This is a genomic window from Geothrix campi (assembly GCF_024609265.1).
Classification (GTDB): Bacteria; Acidobacteriota; Holophagae; order Holophagales; family Holophagaceae; genus Geothrix; species Geothrix campi.
Genome location: NZ_JANHMP010000002.1, coordinates 296,981 through 311,571, shown reverse-complemented (window position 1 = coordinate 311,571; position 14,591 = coordinate 296,981). Strand labels below are relative to the sequence as shown.

The window sequence follows — 14,591 nt, the reverse complement described above, 5'->3', positions numbered from 1 at the left end:
CACCTTTCGGGGGGTTCCCATGGGGATCTTTGAGGGCCACATCCGCGTCCATGACGGCGATCGCTTCGCGCTGGTGGCCTCGCGCTGGAACGATTTCATCGTGGACCGCCTCATCGAGGGCGCGAAGGACTGCATCCTCCGACATGGGGGCCACGAAGATCAGATGGACCTCATCCGCGTCCCGGGGAGCTTCGAGCTGCCCCAGGCGGCCAAGCTGGCGGCCCAGAGCGGCCGCTACGCCGGCATCATCGTGCTGGGCTCGGTGATCCGTGGTGGCACGCCCCACTTCGACATGATCGCCGCCGAGGTCACCAAGGGCGCGGCCCAGGTGGCCCTGGATACCGGCTTGCCGCTGTCCTTCGGCGTGCTGACCACCGACAGCGTGGAGCAGGCCATCGACCGCGCCGGCGCCAAGATGGGCAACAAGGGCTGGGAGGCCGCCCAGAGCGTCCTCGAGATGGCCGACCTCGCCCACACGCTGAAGGCTGGAACCAAGGGGCGGAAGTAGATGGGTGTCCGTCGTCGGGGGCGCGAGTACGCTCTTCAAATGTTGTACGCCATGGACCTTACCGGCTACCAGCCGGACCAGGTCTTTGCGGGGTTCTACGCCATCCAGGATCTGAATCGGGACGCCTTCTACTACGCCCGGCGTCTGGTGGACGGGGTTCACGGCCACATGGACGAGATCGACAACGTGCTGACGAAGTACGCTGAGCACTGGAAGATCCACCGCATGGCCGCCGTGGACCGCAACCTGTTGCGGCTGGGGCTCTACGAGCTGATGTACGTCAAGGAAGTGCCCTTCCCCATCGTCATCAACGAGGCCCTGGAGATCGTGAAGGAATTCAGCGACCAGGAAGGCACGCAATTCCTCAACGGCATCCTGGACGCGGCCCGCAAAGAGTTCCGCCCCGAAGAAACCGGCCCCCGGCTGCGCAAGAAGGCCGTGGCCGCGGATCCCCCTGAAGAATCGTGACCTGACCCTCTCAGGCTGGTTTGGTATGCTCGTTCCCTTCCCCAGCCCGATCCGATCGTTGGAGCCCTGATGAGCACCTCCCGCAAGAAGTCCGCTGCCCCCAAGAAGCCCACTCCGGCCCCCAAGCCCGCCGCACTCAAGGCCGCCGCCCCCAAGGCCACCCCCCCACGCGCCACTCCGGGTGGCCCCCTGGGCCTGGAGGAAATCAAGGCCCTCATCGCCCTGGTGGGCCGCGAACCCTTCCAGGAATTCGAGTTCGAGGCCGGCGACATGCGCTTCCGCATCCGCAAGGACGGCCCGGCGCCCATGATCCAGGCCGCCCCGATGATGGTCGCCGCGGCCCCCGCGCCCCAGCCCTTCCCCACCATGGCAGCCCCCGCCGTCCAGCCGACGGTCCCCGCGGATGAGCCTGGCATCCACTACGTCACCAGCCCCATCGTCGGCACCTTCTACCGCGCCTCCAATCCCACCGCCACGCCCTACGCCTCCCCGGGCGATTTCGTGAAGCCCGGCCAGACTCTCTGCATCGTCGAGGCCATGAAGCTCATGAACGAAATCGAGTGCGACGTGGCCGGCGAGATCGTGAAGGTGCTGGTGGAGAATGGCACTCCCGTGGAGTACGGCGAGCGCCTCTTCGCGGTCCGGATCGGGTAGGCCATGGGCGCCGCCATCAAACGCAAGGCAACCCCCGTCGCGGCACCCGTCGACGCGCCGCCCTTCAAGAAAGTGCTCATCGCCAACCGCGGCGAGATCGCGCTCCGCGTGATCCTGGCCTGCAAGGAAATGGGCGTGCAGACCGTGGCCGTCTACTCCGAGGCCGATCGCAACGCCCTGCATGTGCGGTTCGCCGACGAGGAAGTGTGCATCGGCCCCGCACCCTCGTCCAAGTCGTACCTGAACATCCCCCAGGTCATCGCCGCGGCGGAAGTCACTGGCGCCGAAGCCATCCATCCGGGCTACGGCTTCCTCAGCGAGAACGCCCACTTTGTCGAAGTGTGCCAGGCCTGCGGCATCACCTTCATCGGCCCCAGCCCCGAGATCATCCGCAAGATGGGCAACAAGGCCCAGGCCAAAGCCACCATGCTGGAAGCGGGCGTGCCCCTCATGCCTGGCAGCGACGGCATCATCGAAACGGTGGAAGAGGCGTTGATCGTGGCCGAGCAGATCGGCTATCCCGTCATCGTCAAGGCCAGCGCGGGGGGTGGCGGGCGTGGCATGCGCATCTGCAACAACGCCGAGGAGCTGCCCGACCTCTACAACAACGCCCGCAGCGAGGCCAAGGGCGCCTTCGGTGATGACAGCGTCTACATGGAGAAGTACCTCCTGGAGCCTCGCCACATCGAAGTCCAGATCATGGGGGACCTCTTCGGCAATGTGGTGCACCTGGGCGAGCGCGAGTGCTCCATCCAGCGCCGCCACCAGAAGCTCATCGAGGAAAGCCCCAGCGCCGTCCTCGAACCCGCCCTACGCCAGCGCATCTGCGATACGGCCGTGCGCGCCGCGAAGGCCGTGGGCTACTACAACGCAGGCACCATCGAGTTTCTCCTCGACAAGCGCGGCGACTTCTTCTTCATGGAGATGAACACCCGCGTCCAGGTGGAGCACCCCGTCACCGAGCTGGTCACGGGCATCGACATCGTGAAGGAGCAGCTCCGCATCGCGGCCGGCCAGAAGCTGAGCTTCCGGCAGGAAGACGTGGTCCAGAAGGGCCACGCCATCGAGTGCCGCATCAACGCCGAGGATCCCTTCAAGTTCACGCCCTGCCCCGGCCGCATCACGGCCCTGCACTTCCCCGGCGGCCCCGGCATCCGCGTGGATACTGCCATGCATCAGGATGCCGTGATCCCGCCCCACTACGACTCCATGGTGGCCAAGCTGATCGCCTACGGCGCCAACCGCACCGAGGCCATTGCGCGCATGCGCCGCGCCCTGGACACGCTGGTCATCGAGGGCATCAAGACCACGGCCCCCCTGCACCGCCGCATCATGGACCACCCCGACTTCATCGCCGGCACCTTCTCCACCAAGTGGATGGAGACCTTCATGGAAGAGCTGAAGCGCGACCCGACCGGGGATCCGCGATGACGGGTCGCTCGGCAGGCGACTAAATATCGCCTGCCGAGCGGGGACCCGTCCGCGGATCCATAACAACCAGGTTGGCCACAGCCTTCACCTGCGCAGTTCAGGCCCGGCCAAGAATCCGATAGACTGGACACCGTGCCGCTATAGCTCAGTTGGTAGAGCGCCCGCCTTGTAAGCGGATGGTCGTTGGTTCAATTCCGACTAGCGGCTCCAATCCCGGGAGCCTCATGGACCACTCCGCCCAGTGCCGACCGTGAGCGATCCCACCCCCGCCCGCCCCAGCCTGCTCCGCTCTGCGGGGGTCGTGGGCTTCATGACGCTGCTGAGCCGGCTCACGGGCCTGCTCCAGACTTTCTTCCTCAGCCATGTGCTGGGAGCGGGTGCGGCGGCGGATGCCTACGCCGTCGCCTTCCGGCTGCCCAACATGCTGCGCCGGTTCACCGCCGAGGGCACCATGACCGCGGCCTTTCTGCCGACCCTGGCGGAAGCGGAGGCGACCGAGGGCGAGGCCGCCGTGAAGGCCGTGGCGGCGCGCTTCCTGGGCACCCTGCTGGCTCTGTTGTTGGCGGGTGTCGTCCTGGTACTGCTCTTCATGGGGCCCCTGGCAGGGCTGCTGATGATGGGGCGCCCGGAATCCCAGGGAGAGCTCACCACCCTGCTGGGCCGTATCATGTTCCCCTACCTGGCCCTGGTGAGCCTGACGGCGGGGTTCACCGGCCTGCTGAACCTGCGCCACCGCTTCGCCCTGGCCGCCTCCGTCTCGGTGTTCTGGAACCTGGCCTTCATCGCCTTCGGGTGGACCGCGCTGCGGGTGCTGGAGCAGAAGGGACGCCTCCCCCTCGAGACCGTGGCCGTCATTTGCGCCATCGCCGTGCTGGCGGGAGGGGTGCTCCAGCTGCTGGTGGTGCTGCCCGCCGTCCGGAAGGAGGGCTTCGGCCTCTCCTTCGGCCTGCACTTCCGGGATCCCTGGGTGGCGAAGGCCCTCAAGCGTATGGGGCCGGGCCTGCTGGCGGCGGGCATCTACCCCATCAACGCCCTTATCAGCGCCATGCTGGCCTCCCTGCTGCCCAACGGCGCCCAGATCGTGCTCTACAACAGCGGCATGATGGGCGAGATGGTGCTGGGTCTCTTCGCCATGAGCCTCGCCACCGCCAGCCTGCCCACGCTGTCGCGCCAGGCCGAAGCCAGGGACTGGCCCGGGATGGGCCGCAGCCTCACCCAGTCCATCTCCGCCTCGGCCCTGCTGGTGCTGCCGGCCTCCGTGGGGCTGGCCGTGCTGGCGCGCCCGATCTGCGCCTTGCTCTTCCGCACGGGCGCCTACACGCCGATGGCCTCGGATTGGACGGCCCTCACTCTCGTGTTCCAGTCCGTAGGCCTGGTCTTCGTGGCCGCCCAGCGCCTTGGCAACCAGGCTCTGTACGCCCTCAAGGACTATCGCGGCCCGGCGGCCCTGGCCGGCGGCACCCTGCTGCTGAACGTGGCCCTCAGCCTCGCCCTGCTGAAACCCCTCGGCACCGGCGGCCTGGCCCTGGCCAACGGCCTCGCCAGCCTTGCGGGCCTGGCGGGCCTGCTGCTGCGCCTGCGCCCGCGCCTGCCCGGCCTGGACCTGCGCCCCCTCCTGAAGGCCACCGCCCGCGCCCTGGCGGCCTGCATCCTCATGGGCCTGCTGGCCTGGATCGGCGCCCGATTCCTTGCGCTGGATGCGCCCCACGCCTTCACCCGGGCCCTGCTCGCCTTCCGCCTGCTCCCCCTCGTGGCCCTGTGCGCGCTGCTCTACGGTGGAGCCGCCGCAGGGTTCGGGCATCCCGAGGCCAGGGAATTGGTGGGGAAGCTCCAACAGAAGCTGCGACTGAAATGAGACCTTCCCAACAGAAAGGGCCGGGTGATGCCCGGCCCTTTCTGTAGTCGTCCAGCGTTCAGTTCTGCAGTTCCACGGTCACCACGGCGCCACCCATCTGGGGGCCGGTTTCCACAATCTTGAGCAGCTTGCGGCTGGTGGTGTCCACCCACAGCGTCTTGCTGCCGGGATCGCCTTCGGCGGAGGTGAGCTCCACCTTCCATGCCCTGAAACTGCCCGCGGGCACCTTCAGATCCTCCTGGCCCAGCACCTTGGCCTGCTTGAGCTGGACCTTCTGGCGCTGGAGGTCCACATTGCGGAAGGTGACGGTGTAGCCTTCCGCCAGGGGCAGGCAGGCCAGGGCGTCCTCGGCCCCGGAGCCTTCGGCGTAGGCCCCGCCGCCCAGCTCGATGCTGAAGGGCTTGGCGTTGCCGCCCATGGCCATCGTCCCGGTGGCCTTGCCGCCGTCGAAGGCCATCTCGATGACCACCGGGCCCTGCTTCACCTGGCGCTTCAGGGGCACCAGGGTGTCCAGGGCCATGGTGGTGGTGTCCATGGCTTCACCGCCCGGCAGCTTGGTGGCATCGGCCACCACCCAGAATCCGCCTTCTTCCTTCACCGTCCGGACCATGGTGATGGCCATGGAGCGGGGCCCCACCGCGAAGGTGCCCGCATAGTTCAAGGTTCCGGCGGTGGGCTTGGCGATGGGTTTGGGAACGGTCGCCGAGGCCGCATCAGTCTTCTTCGCCAGCACCACGGTCTTGGGATCGACGGTGATCTCCGGCAGGCGCTTCATGACATCCGGCTTGCCGCCCTCCTGATGGCGGGCCTTGAGATACTTCGCCAGGAACGTCTCCGCGGCGGCGAACATGGCCTGGCTGTTCACGGGGCGGGCGAAGCCGTGGCCTTCGTCCGGCGCGCACAGGTACTCCACCGGGAAGCCCCGGTCGCGCAGGGCAATGACGATCTGATCACTCTCCGCCTTCTTCACGCGGGGATCGTTGGCGCCCTGGATCACCATGAGCGGCGTGTGGATCTTCGCCGCGGAGTTCAGGGGCGACTGGCGCTCCAGCTGCTTCTTGCCCTCGGGCGTGTTGGGGTTGCCCATGCGCTCGTGGAAGATGATGCGGCCGGCCTCCCAGTAGGGCGGGATGGTCTCGAGCAGGGTCAGCAGGTTGGAGGGTCCCACGATGGAGACGGCCGCGGCATAGAGGTCCGGGGTGAAAGTCACGCCGGCCAGCGTGGCATAGCCGCCGTAGGAACCGCCCAGGATGCCCACGCGCTTGGGATCGGCGATGCCCTTGGCCACCAGATACTTCACACCCCAGGTGAGGTCGTCCTGCATGAGGTCGCCCCACTGCTTGTTGCCTGCGTTGAGGAACTTCTTGCCATAGCCGGTGGAGCCGCGGAAATTGGGCTGCAGCACGGCATAGCCGCGGTTGGCCAGGAACTGGGCCAGGCTGTTGAAACCCCAGGTGTCCCGGGCCCAGGGGCCGCCGTGCGGCACCACCACCAGGGGCAGGCCCTTGGCGGGAACGCCCTTGGGCAGGCTCAGGTACGCGGGGATCTCCAGGCCGTCGCTGGATTTGTAGCGGATGGGCTGCATGGCGACCATGTACGGCCGGGGCAGGTCCTCCCGCGATACGTATTCCAGGCTCAGCTTCTTGGTGCGGCGGTCGAAGAGGTAGCGGGTGCCGGGATCCCGGTCGCTGTAGGCGGCCACCATCACCAGCTGCTCGTCGTTCGTCATGGAGGCCAGGCTGATCTCCCGACCCGGCAGCTTCTTCTGGAGCAGCTTGTAGTCCGCCTCCCAGGCCTTGTCCTTCCAGTAGATCCGGGTGCGGTCATCGTTGTAGGTGGTGGCGATCAGGTCGTCCGTCAAGTCGGAGAACACGGCGGAACCGAAGTCCACGCGGCCCTTGGGATCGGATTCGAGCTTCTCCTCCTGCCCGGAGGCGGGATCGAAGAGCACCAGCTCGCTGAGATCCCGGGCGCCCTTGTTGGTCTCCAGGAAGACCCGCTTGCCGTCCTTGTGGAAATTCACCGGCGCCGCGGATTCGAAGACGGTGCACTCGTAGACCTTCTTGAAGCCCTCGGGATCCACGCGGAGGATCTCGGTGTCGCCCTTGTCCGTGGTGCGGAGGGCGAGGCGCAGGTTCGCCTGCTTGTCGAACATCCAGCCGGCGATGCGCTCGGTGTTCTTCCGGAGCAGGGTCCGCTCGCCCGTGGAGATCTTCACCTTGTAGACGTCATGCCAGGCGGCGTCACGGTCGTTGAGGCCCACATAGATCGTGTCGGGGTCCGCCTTGGGCACGGAGTAGATCATGGCCCGGGCGCCCTTGGCGGCCGTCAGGTTGCGGGCCTCGGGCACGTCCTTGCCGGGCGCGGCGGAGGCCGCCGGATCGACGGCATAGACATTGAAGTTCTCGTCACCGTCCTTGTCCTGCACGAAGAGGATCTGCTTGCCGTCCCGGCTCCAGAAGAAGGCCGGGATGGGGCGCTTGGGATCCGCCGTGAGCAGCCGCCCCTTCGAGTACGGCTCGCCCACCTTCTTCACCCAGATGTTGCGGGTTTCCTTGTAGGGCTTGAGGAAGGCGATCCATTTCCCATCGGGAGACAACTGGGCCGCCGCGATCTCGGGGTTCCCGAAGAACTTGTCCCGATCGATAAGGGGCGGCAGCTGGCTCTTCTTCGCCTCGGCGGCCGGGGCCTTGGCTTCCGCGGCGGCCAGAGGCAGCGCCAGGGCCAGGGCTAGGCCAGACCACAGGAGGCTGGACATGGTCGAATGGCGTTTCATGGTCTTGGGCTCCTTGGAAAGAATGGGTGAGGAAATCAGGTTACGCCGAAGCGGACCTGGAGGTTGAGGATGAATGGCGGGCTGGGCGCCCACCGATGACCTGGCGCCTTCCCCATGGCACAGTTCGAAGGGGGGTCCGATGAAGGCGGTCATCCAGCGGGTGAAACGGGCTTCGGTGCGGTGCGGGGGGCTGGAATCCGCCATCGGGCCCGGCCTGCTGGTGCTGGCGGGCCTCGAGACTGGGGACACGGAGGAGACCTGCGCCTGGGCTGCGGCCAAGATCGCCTCCCTGCGCATCTTCGAGGATGGCGACGGGAAGATGAACCTCGGCCTGCAGGAGATGGGTGGCGAGATCCTGGCCATCAGCCAGTTCACCTTGGCCGGCAGCATCGTCCGGGGCCGGCGGCCCTCCTTCGATCAGGCCATGAATCCCGAGGCGGCCCGGGTGCTCTTCCGCAAGTTCCTCGATCTGCTGAAGGCCCAGTACCCCCGCGTGAAATCCGGCTTCTTCCAGGAGCACATGGAGGTCGAGCTGGTGAACGACGGTCCGGTGACCTTCATTCTGGAGCGGTGAACAGGCGGGTGCCGATGTCCAGGCCACGCGCCAGCGGGGAGGCCAGCGCCAGGGTGAGACCCGCCAGCAGGAGGCCCGCGGCCACGTCTGCCAGGTAGTGGACGCCGATGTAGACGGTGGCGAACACGATGGCCAGAGCCCAGACCCAGAAAAGCACCGCCAGGCGGGGGAAGGCCCGCGTGGCCAGGTAGGCGGGCAGCACGGACAGGGCCGTGTGGCCGCTGGGGAAGGCATCCAGGGTGGTGGCCTCGGCACCGTGGAGGAAGGCCCGGACGGCCTGGGAGATCGCTCCCCCTCCCAGTTGGGCCGCTGCCAGGGCCTCAGGCACCCGGGGGCCCTCTGCGGGCCAGAGGAAGTAGCCGAGGAAGGACAGGTAGAACCCGAGGAGGATCACGAACGCCACTCGCTCGTAGCCCTCGGGACCCAGGCGGAGCCGCGCCAGCACGCCCACGGCGATGGGCAGCAGGTAGAAACTCGCATAGGCGAGGTAGACCAGGTCGGTGAAGACCGCGGGCCGGCCGAAGGCGCCGTGCCAGGCCGCCGCCAGGCTGCTGAACCAGCGCTGGTCGAAGGCGGCCAGCGCTGCGTCGCACCGATGCGGGTTCACGGTCACCACCAGAGGCTGCAGGAGTAGGAACACGAGCAGCACCACCGCCACGGGGGCGAAGTCGCGCAGCCACAGGGCCCCCTTTCCCCTGGACCGGCCCAGCAGCAGGACCGCCAGGAGCAGTCCCATGAAAGTCGCGGTCCGGAGGCCCCAACCTTCAGGGTGCGCCAGGAGGGTCAGCAACAGCAGGCCAGCAAGGACCAGGACCGTGAGCCGCTCGGAGGGCCGCAAGGTGACGATCGCCCCGGCCGTCATGATTCCCGCGCATCCATCGCCGTGCCCTGCCACACGGGCGTCCCCTCCGGCGCCCCCAGCCACCGGCCGGGGTCCTCCAGGATCTTCTGTACCAGCACCAGGGAGCGGGCGCAGGAGAACGCGTCATCGATGCGCTCATCGAAGGTCCAGCGCACCGCAAGGGCCTCCTCCACGGTCACGCCATCACGGTTGACGAAGGCCGCGCGCCGGGGGGCGGAGACGGCTCCGAAGATGGACACAGTGCCGTACTCGTAGAGGTGGTGGAAGACGTCGGACACGCCCACGGACCCGAGGTTGGCGAGGAAGATGCTCGCGTACATGGGATCGTCGCGGATCATGAACGCCGGGAAGAGATTCCAGTGATCCAGGCCCCGGGCGAAGGCCACCAGCAGACGCACCAGGGGACCGGGGAGCCGCATGATCAGGGCCACTTCCTTGTCGACACCCCGTACCGTCTCCCGCGCCTCGTCCACATGGGTCGAGATGCGCGCAGAGAAGGCCGGAAAGCTCTCACCCTCGGTGGCCGCAAGTTTCACGGTGGCCCCCGGGGCATCCTCCGTGAAGGCCTTCTTCGCGACGAAGGAGAAGAACACGCCCCGGCGCTGGTAGATGCGCCCCCCGGAGACGAACCGGTTCAGGCGCGGTCGGACCTCCAGGGCCACGGCCACCGCGTAGGCCACCAGGTGGAACAGCGTGGCGCGAGGGTGGTGGGAGCGATTGTAGGCCTTGAGCCAAGTGCGCGCGGCGGCGATGCGGAAGAGGGACTCCTGGTAGACGCAGCTCTCGTTCCGCCCCCACATGAGATACGGCATGATGCGCCGCACCGGGGCCTCGCCGCGGACCAGGTCGCCATCAGGACGGGAGAAGAGGGGCATGGACCAGGGTTGTCATCCGGACCGGACCTGTCAAGAAGACCCGGAAATCGTCTTTTCGCATTGACACCCTGGAAGGCCGGGATTATCCATGGGGCAACCTTTCCGGGGATCCCATGCCGACGCCCTCCGCACGCCTCCGCCTGCCCGCCTCCGGCCTGCTCGCCGCGGGCCTCCTCCTGAGCGGAGCCCCGGCCCGGGCCCAGGAGGCCCCGAACCCCTGGACCATGACCGTCTACCTCCAGCAGAGCTGGCCCAAGCAGACGGAGACGAACCGCCAGATCAAGGACATCAACGCGGCCCTGGGCTCGTCGTTCAAGACCTGGGACGACGTGGCGAATCTCAATCTTGGCGTGCAGGCCTACCGAGAACTGGAACCGCGCTGGAAGGTGGGCCTCGAACTCGACTACTCCCGCGGGAAGATCGACGGCTCGACCACCGTGGACACCCTCGCCGGCCCCGCCACCCTCGCCTTCGAGCAGAAATACTCGATCTACGCTGACCTCCTGGCCCTGGTCCAGTTCCGGCCCATGGGCACCAACCACCGCTGGATCCCCTTCTTCCAGGCAGGCCTCGGCATCGCCTACGAGAAGGACCAGACGCTCCTGACCCTCCGCAACGACCTGCTGGATGAGACCCTGGTCCACGTCGACAACGACGGCTGGTTCCCCATGTTCACGGTCGGCGCTGGCGTGGACGTCTACTTCTCGGACAAGCGCACCTGGTACGCCGAGGCTGGCGTGAGCTACTCCTGGGCCCGTCTCAAGCATGATGTGCCGGCCAGCGGTTCCATGGCCCCGCCCACCGTCACGGCCGACACCGATTCCACCGGACCCAACGTGTGGCTGGGCATCGGGCGGAGGTTCTAGACCCTATCCAGCGGGAAGGAGGTGGACCGATGGGGCGGCGCTCCCTCGCATGGCTCATGGCGCTGACCATGGGCATCTCCCTTCTGCAGGCCCAGGACTTCCGGGCCGGGGTCGGGGTGTTCCTCGTGGCCGATCAGGGGCAGGACTTCCAGATCAGCTTCCGGCCGGCCTCGAGCCACTGGCAGTTCGGCTACCGGCACGTCCAGTGGCGGGACCACTTCAATGATCCCTTCACTGGTCGCAGGCTGACGGAAACGACCGAAGCGCGAACTGGTCCACTCGTGGACTACCTCTTCCGCCCCGAGTCCCCGGGCACCTGGTACCTCGGCGGGGCCGTGTATCGATGGTCCAAGCGCGAGGAATCCCTGATGACCGGCGAGGTGAGCCGGGCCGCCACCACGGCCCCCTTCATCGGGGGTGGCTACACCCGGACCCTGGGCCGGCACGCCTACTTCAACCTCGGCCTCTACCTCAGCCCCGGCGCCAAAATCTCCACCCGGACCAGTGTCAGCTCCGAAGACGACAGCGGCGCCTTCGACATCCAACTCCAGATCGGAGCCCGATTCTAAGGCTGTTTTGAAGCGGCACCCACCAATGTCAGGCGGCTCCGGAGAGACCGCCGATCCAGGCGAGGACGTCGGCCTGCATTTCTGGATTCAGGGTGTGGCCGGCGGGGTATACGCGCGTGATGTGGGGGATGCCCAGGTCGTCCAGCCAATGGTCCGCCCGTTGCGCCCAGGCCAGGGGGAGGGTGGGGTCCTGTTCGCCGTGGCCGATAAAGCCGCGCAGGTGCGCCAACCATTCCCGGCCAGCGATGCGGGGTTCGAGCTCCGGCAGGATGCGGCCCGACAGGATGGCGAAGCCGCCCACGCGCTCGGGTGCACTGAGAGCCACGCTGGCACTCATGATGCCGCCCTGGCTGAACCCCGCGATGACGGTCCGGCGGGCCTCCACGCCATGAAGCGACTGCATGTGATCCACGAACCGGATGAGCGCGTGGCGGCTGGCCTCGGCTTCCGCGATGGCGATCTTCGGGCCCTCCACGGTGAAGGTCACGCGGAACCAGCCGAACTGTCCGGGTCCAAGCGAAAGGCCGCCACGGACCAGCACCACCAGGGTTTCAGGATCAACCCCGGCCGCGAGGTCGGCGAGGTCCGTCTCCTGGCCACCCACCCCGTGCAGGAGCACCACGAGGGCCCTGGGCCGGGCGGGCTGCGGCAACCTCAGGCGGTAGGACAGTCCTGAACCCGGGTTCTCCTGGAGGGGACCAATCGATGAGGCTGGGAAAGACATTGGGATCTCCAGAGGGTGAGCCCGCTCGCCAAGCCGCCGGCCTCCCGGGACCGCGGATGGCGGCCTCCGGGAAGGGGTGGGCAGGGCTTCGAGGGCCGCGGGTCGAGCGTTACTTCTTAGCGGTCGGGGCGACCTTGCCGGCTTCGGCATTCAGGCTGACGGCCACGGTCTCGCCGACGACGCCGGGGAAGGTCTTGATGCCGTACTCATTGCGGTTGAGGCTGAGGGCGCCGTCGATGAAGCCCGCGATCACGGTGCCGGGCGCCATGCCGGGCTGGGTCCCCGCGTTGGTGATGGGGAAGCTGATCCGCTTGGTCACGCCGTGCAGGGTGAAGTCGCCGGTGATCTCCAGCTTGCCCTTGGCCACTTCCTTCACGGCCGTGCTCTTGAAGGTGATGACGGGGAACTTCGCCACGTCGAAGAAATCGGGGGACTTCAGGTGCTTGTCCCGGGCCTCGTTGTCGGTGGTGAGGCTGGTGGCGTCGATGGTGACGTCCACGCTGGACTTGCTCATGTCGGCGGTGTCGACCTTGATGAGCCCCTCGAACTTCGTGAAGCGGCCGCTCACCTTGGCCAGCAGGTGGCTGACCTTGAAGCTCACCTCGCTGTGGACGGGATCGATCTTGTAGGTGTCCTCACCGGCCAGGGCAGGAACCGTCGCCAGGGCGAGGGTGGCGAGCAGAACGCGGAAGGGGTGTCGCATGAAGCCTCCAGGGAATAGGTGTTTCACCATGCAATCAAGTCTAGGCCGTTATTAGCGTGTTGCAACATCTTTTTCTAAATTTCTTTTTGTCTATATCTAAAATATTGTTAAAAAATAGCTTAAACAAACAGATCGATCGCCTGGACCACCGAGTGGCCCCCTGAGGCCTACATTGGGGCCATGGATTCGGGTTCCCTGGTGCTCCAGCACATCCCGCTCCCCCTGAATGGGGCCGCCCAGGAGCTGTTCCTCCGGGCCGAGTACTTCCTGGGCCAGATTGATTTCCGGGCCTTCTGCACTCGCCACCCCCACTACCGGGTCCTGTCCACCAATCCCCTGGTGCTCGAACCCGAGGCCGGAGCCTGGGTCTACCTTTCGCGCTTCGGCGCCGTGGTGTTCTGGAACGCCTCCCCGGGGATCGTGGAGGCAGTGCTCCGCGATCTGGATGACCTCCCGGGAACGGGCGCCCGGGCGGAGGGCGCCCGGGATGACCTGCGGGTCCACCTGCAGGCAGAGGCGGACCGGGTGGGTTTCTCCGAGGTCTGGCTGCGCGAGCTCTCCCTGGACAAGCTGAAGGTCGTCTCCCTGGCCCTGGCCCAGAGCGTCGCCTTGGACGAGGTGGAGGTGGAGGTGAGCCTGGCCATGTCCCGCTTCGGGCCTGTGGTGACGGCGCTCCGCGACGAGGGGCGGCTGGTGTTCGGCCAGAAGGACTTGCTGCGGACGGTGGGCTTCGCCATGGCGGTGCGGGCCGCGGTGCTGGACACCCTCACCCTCTTCGATGATCCGCCGGAGACCTGGGAAAGCGAGGCCCTGGCCCACCTCGACAGCGCCCTCTTCGACCAGTTCGACCTGGAGGAACGGTTGTCGGCTGTGAACCAGAAGGTGGCCTACCTCCAGGATGCGGGCGCCACGGTGCTGGACGTGCTGGCCCGCCGCAAGGATCAGCGGCTGGAGTGGATCATCATCGTGCTCATCCTGGTGGAGGTGGTCCTGTTTGTCTGGAAGGAGTTCCCCCTGAAGTAAGCGAACGCTAGACCTTGGGCGCCTCCATCCCGAACGCAGCCCAGCCCTCCTTGGTCGGACCGTAGAGGCTGGGGACATGCAGGCCCGCCTGCCGCATGAGGACGGTCATCTGCCCCCGGTGGTGGGTCTGGTGGCTCACCAGCACATACAGCGCGAAGGCACCGGTCCAGGTCTCGCCATAGAGGGTGAAGTTCCGGCCCAGTTCGGTGTTGCTCCAGCTGCCCATGTGATCCAGCAGGGACTCGCTCACCGCGCGATACGCGGCAGCGGTCTCGGCCATGGTGGGAGGCGGCGGGGTGGCGATGAAGCCATCGGAGCCCAGACCGACGGGTCCCTTCACCTTCAGACCCAGGTTCTGGGGCAGTTCCAGGATGGTCTCCACCAGGTGCCAGGCCATGCGCCGGAGGTCCCGGTGCTGCTCATCCACGGCCTGGTGGGCCGCCGCGTCGGGGATGGCCGCGAAGACCGCCAGGGTCTTCTCCGCCTCCTGCTGCCAGATGGTCTTGAAGTCGTCCACGCGACGGAACATGTGAACCTCCCGAAAGCTGCAGGAAGCATAGCGCAACGACCTGGGTGTGAAGCGAAGAGCACCTGGATCCAAGTGAGCCCTGCACCGAAGTCAACATTACCGGCTGCAGACCGATAGCGAGTCGGTATCAGACCGGGAATGCCGTCCAGACCGCCCCGTTCAGCCCAGACCTTT

15 protein-coding genes and 1 tRNA gene are annotated in these 14,591 nt (G+C 66.9%); 10 read left to right on the top strand and 6 right to left on the bottom strand.

Features of this window, described 5'->3' with window-relative positions; translation table 11 throughout:
* The first annotated feature begins 19 nt into the window (after positions 1 to 19).
* The 6 genes from ribH (at position 20) to murJ (ending at position 4,916) form a co-directional block, all read left to right on the top strand.
* Entirely contained in the window at positions 20 to 508 is a 489-nt protein-coding gene (gene ribH / locus NOV65_RS10555) for a 6,7-dimethyl-8-ribityllumazine synthase (protein WP_257306419.1), read from the top strand.
* Positions 509 to 976 carry a transcription antitermination factor NusB gene (gene nusB, locus NOV65_RS10550; RefSeq protein ID WP_257306418.1) on the top strand — a complete coding sequence of 156 codons (468 nt, stop codon included), beginning with the start codon at positions 509 to 511 and terminating at the stop codon, positions 974 to 976.
* Between the two features lie 69 nt (positions 977 to 1,045).
* Positions 1,046 to 1,630, top strand: coding sequence for an acetyl-CoA carboxylase biotin carboxyl carrier protein (gene accB, locus NOV65_RS10545; protein ID WP_257306417.1), 585 nt, complete (start codon positions 1,046 to 1,048; stop codon positions 1,628 to 1,630).
* 3 nt (positions 1,631 to 1,633) lie between these two features.
* The gene (accC, locus tag NOV65_RS10540) at positions 1,634 to 3,061 is read left to right on the top strand and encodes an acetyl-CoA carboxylase biotin carboxylase subunit (RefSeq protein WP_257306416.1); all 1,428 of its coding nucleotides are present in this window, start codon (positions 1,634 to 1,636) and stop codon (positions 3,059 to 3,061) included.
* A gap of 134 nt (positions 3,062 to 3,195) precedes the next feature.
* Positions 3,196 to 3,271, top strand: a tRNA-Thr gene (locus tag NOV65_RS10535).
* 40 nt (positions 3,272 to 3,311) lie between these two features.
* Positions 3,312 to 4,916: a murein biosynthesis integral membrane protein MurJ gene (murJ, locus tag NOV65_RS10530; protein WP_257306415.1), complete on the top strand. Its 1,605-nt coding sequence runs from the start codon at positions 3,312 to 3,314 to the stop codon at positions 4,914 to 4,916.
* A 58-nt stretch (positions 4,917 to 4,974) separates the two neighbouring features.
* Here murJ and NOV65_RS10525 read toward each other — a convergent pair whose 3' ends face one another.
* Positions 4,975 to 7,692: a S9 family peptidase gene (locus NOV65_RS10525; RefSeq protein ID WP_257306414.1), complete on the bottom strand. Its 2,718-nt coding sequence runs from the start codon at positions 7,690 to 7,692 to the stop codon at positions 4,975 to 4,977.
* A 139-nt stretch (positions 7,693 to 7,831) separates the two neighbouring features.
* Here NOV65_RS10525 and dtd point away from each other — a divergent pair, with 139 nt between their 5' ends.
* On the top strand, positions 7,832 to 8,266 hold the full coding sequence (gene dtd, locus NOV65_RS10520; protein WP_257306413.1) for a D-aminoacyl-tRNA deacylase: 435 nt from the start codon (positions 7,832 to 7,834) through the stop codon (positions 8,264 to 8,266).
* Here the strand turns inward: dtd and NOV65_RS10515 are convergent.
* Complete coding sequence (locus tag NOV65_RS10515) at positions 8,250 to 9,128, bottom strand: phosphatase PAP2 family protein (protein WP_257306412.1); 879 nt, start codon at positions 9,126 to 9,128, stop codon at positions 8,250 to 8,252. The genes dtd and NOV65_RS10515 overlap by 17 nt on opposite strands.
* Positions 9,125 to 10,003 (bottom strand): 2-oxo acid dehydrogenase subunit E2, encoded by an 879-nt coding sequence (locus NOV65_RS10510; protein WP_257306411.1) that lies wholly within the window; start codon positions 10,001 to 10,003, stop codon positions 9,125 to 9,127. The genes NOV65_RS10515 and NOV65_RS10510 overlap by 4 nt, the downstream gene beginning before the upstream one ends.
* 113 nt (positions 10,004 to 10,116) lie before the next feature.
* On the opposite strand from NOV65_RS10510, the gene NOV65_RS10505 reads away from it, so the two are divergent.
* Both NOV65_RS10505 and NOV65_RS10500 read left to right on the top strand, forming a co-directional pair.
* A complete protein-coding gene (locus NOV65_RS10505) occupies positions 10,117 to 10,869 on the top strand; it encodes an outer membrane protein (RefSeq protein WP_257306410.1) in 753 nt (250 codons plus the stop codon).
* Positions 10,870 to 10,898: 29 nt separating this feature from the next.
* Positions 10,899 to 11,438, top strand: a complete 540-nt coding sequence (locus NOV65_RS10500; protein ID WP_257306409.1) for a hypothetical protein — start codon at positions 10,899 to 10,901, stop codon at positions 11,436 to 11,438.
* A 28-nt stretch (positions 11,439 to 11,466) separates the two neighbouring features.
* On the opposite strand, the gene NOV65_RS10495 is transcribed toward NOV65_RS10500, so the two are convergent.
* Together NOV65_RS10495 and NOV65_RS10490 are read right to left on the bottom strand one after the other, a co-directional pair.
* On the bottom strand, positions 11,467 to 12,162 hold the full coding sequence (locus NOV65_RS10495; RefSeq protein ID WP_257306408.1) for an alpha/beta hydrolase: 696 nt from the start codon (positions 12,160 to 12,162) through the stop codon (positions 11,467 to 11,469).
* Between the two features lie 109 nt (positions 12,163 to 12,271).
* Positions 12,272 to 12,865 carry a YceI family protein gene (locus NOV65_RS10490; RefSeq protein ID WP_257306407.1) on the bottom strand — a complete coding sequence of 198 codons (594 nt, stop codon included), beginning with the start codon at positions 12,863 to 12,865 and terminating at the stop codon, positions 12,272 to 12,274.
* Positions 12,866 to 13,045: 180 nt separating this feature from the next.
* Here NOV65_RS10490 and NOV65_RS10485 point away from each other — a divergent pair, with 180 nt between their 5' ends.
* Entirely contained in the window at positions 13,046 to 13,888 is an 843-nt protein-coding gene (locus NOV65_RS10485; protein ID WP_257306406.1) for an RMD1 family protein, read from the top strand.
* A gap of 7 nt (positions 13,889 to 13,895) precedes the next feature.
* On the opposite strand, the gene NOV65_RS10480 is transcribed toward NOV65_RS10485, so the two are convergent.
* A complete protein-coding gene (locus NOV65_RS10480; protein WP_257306405.1) occupies positions 13,896 to 14,417 on the bottom strand; it encodes a DinB family protein in 522 nt (173 codons plus the stop codon).
* Between the last annotated feature and the right edge of the window lie 174 nt (positions 14,418 to 14,591).

What these genes read in the sequence shown, in the direction of transcription:
- NOV65_RS10525 (WP_257306414.1), bottom strand. Translation starts at nt 7,692, where the DNA reads ATGAAACGCCATTCGACCATGTCCAGCCTCCTGTGGTCTGGCCTAGCC.
- dtd (WP_257306413.1), top strand. Translation starts at nt 7,832, where the DNA reads ATGAAGGCGGTCATCCAGCGGGTGAAACGGGCTTCGGTGCGGTGCGGG.
- NOV65_RS10485 (WP_257306406.1), top strand. Translation starts at nt 13,046, where the DNA reads ATGGATTCGGGTTCCCTGGTGCTCCAGCACATCCCGCTCCCCCTGAAT.
- NOV65_RS10515 (WP_257306412.1), bottom strand. Translation starts at nt 9,128, where the DNA reads ATGACGGCCGGGGCGATCGTCACCTTGCGGCCCTCCGAGCGGCTCACG.
- accB (WP_257306417.1), top strand. Translation starts at nt 1,046, where the DNA reads ATGAGCACCTCCCGCAAGAAGTCCGCTGCCCCCAAGAAGCCCACTCCG.
- accC (WP_257306416.1), top strand. Translation starts at nt 1,634, where the DNA reads ATGGGCGCCGCCATCAAACGCAAGGCAACCCCCGTCGCGGCACCCGTC.
- NOV65_RS10480 (WP_257306405.1), bottom strand. Translation starts at nt 14,417, where the DNA reads ATGTTCCGTCGCGTGGACGACTTCAAGACCATCTGGCAGCAGGAGGCG.
- nusB (WP_257306418.1), top strand. Translation starts at nt 509, where the DNA reads ATGGGTGTCCGTCGTCGGGGGCGCGAGTACGCTCTTCAAATGTTGTAC.
- NOV65_RS10490 (WP_257306407.1), bottom strand. Translation starts at nt 12,865, where the DNA reads ATGCGACACCCCTTCCGCGTTCTGCTCGCCACCCTCGCCCTGGCGACG.
- NOV65_RS10500 (WP_257306409.1), top strand. Translation starts at nt 10,899, where the DNA reads ATGGGGCGGCGCTCCCTCGCATGGCTCATGGCGCTGACCATGGGCATC.
- NOV65_RS10495 (WP_257306408.1), bottom strand. Translation starts at nt 12,162, where the DNA reads ATGTCTTTCCCAGCCTCATCGATTGGTCCCCTCCAGGAGAACCCGGGT.
- NOV65_RS10510 (WP_257306411.1), bottom strand. Translation starts at nt 10,003, where the DNA reads ATGCCCCTCTTCTCCCGTCCTGATGGCGACCTGGTCCGCGGCGAGGCC.
- ribH (WP_257306419.1), top strand. Translation starts at nt 20, where the DNA reads ATGGGGATCTTTGAGGGCCACATCCGCGTCCATGACGGCGATCGCTTC.
- NOV65_RS10505 (WP_257306410.1), top strand. Translation starts at nt 10,117, where the DNA reads ATGCCGACGCCCTCCGCACGCCTCCGCCTGCCCGCCTCCGGCCTGCTC.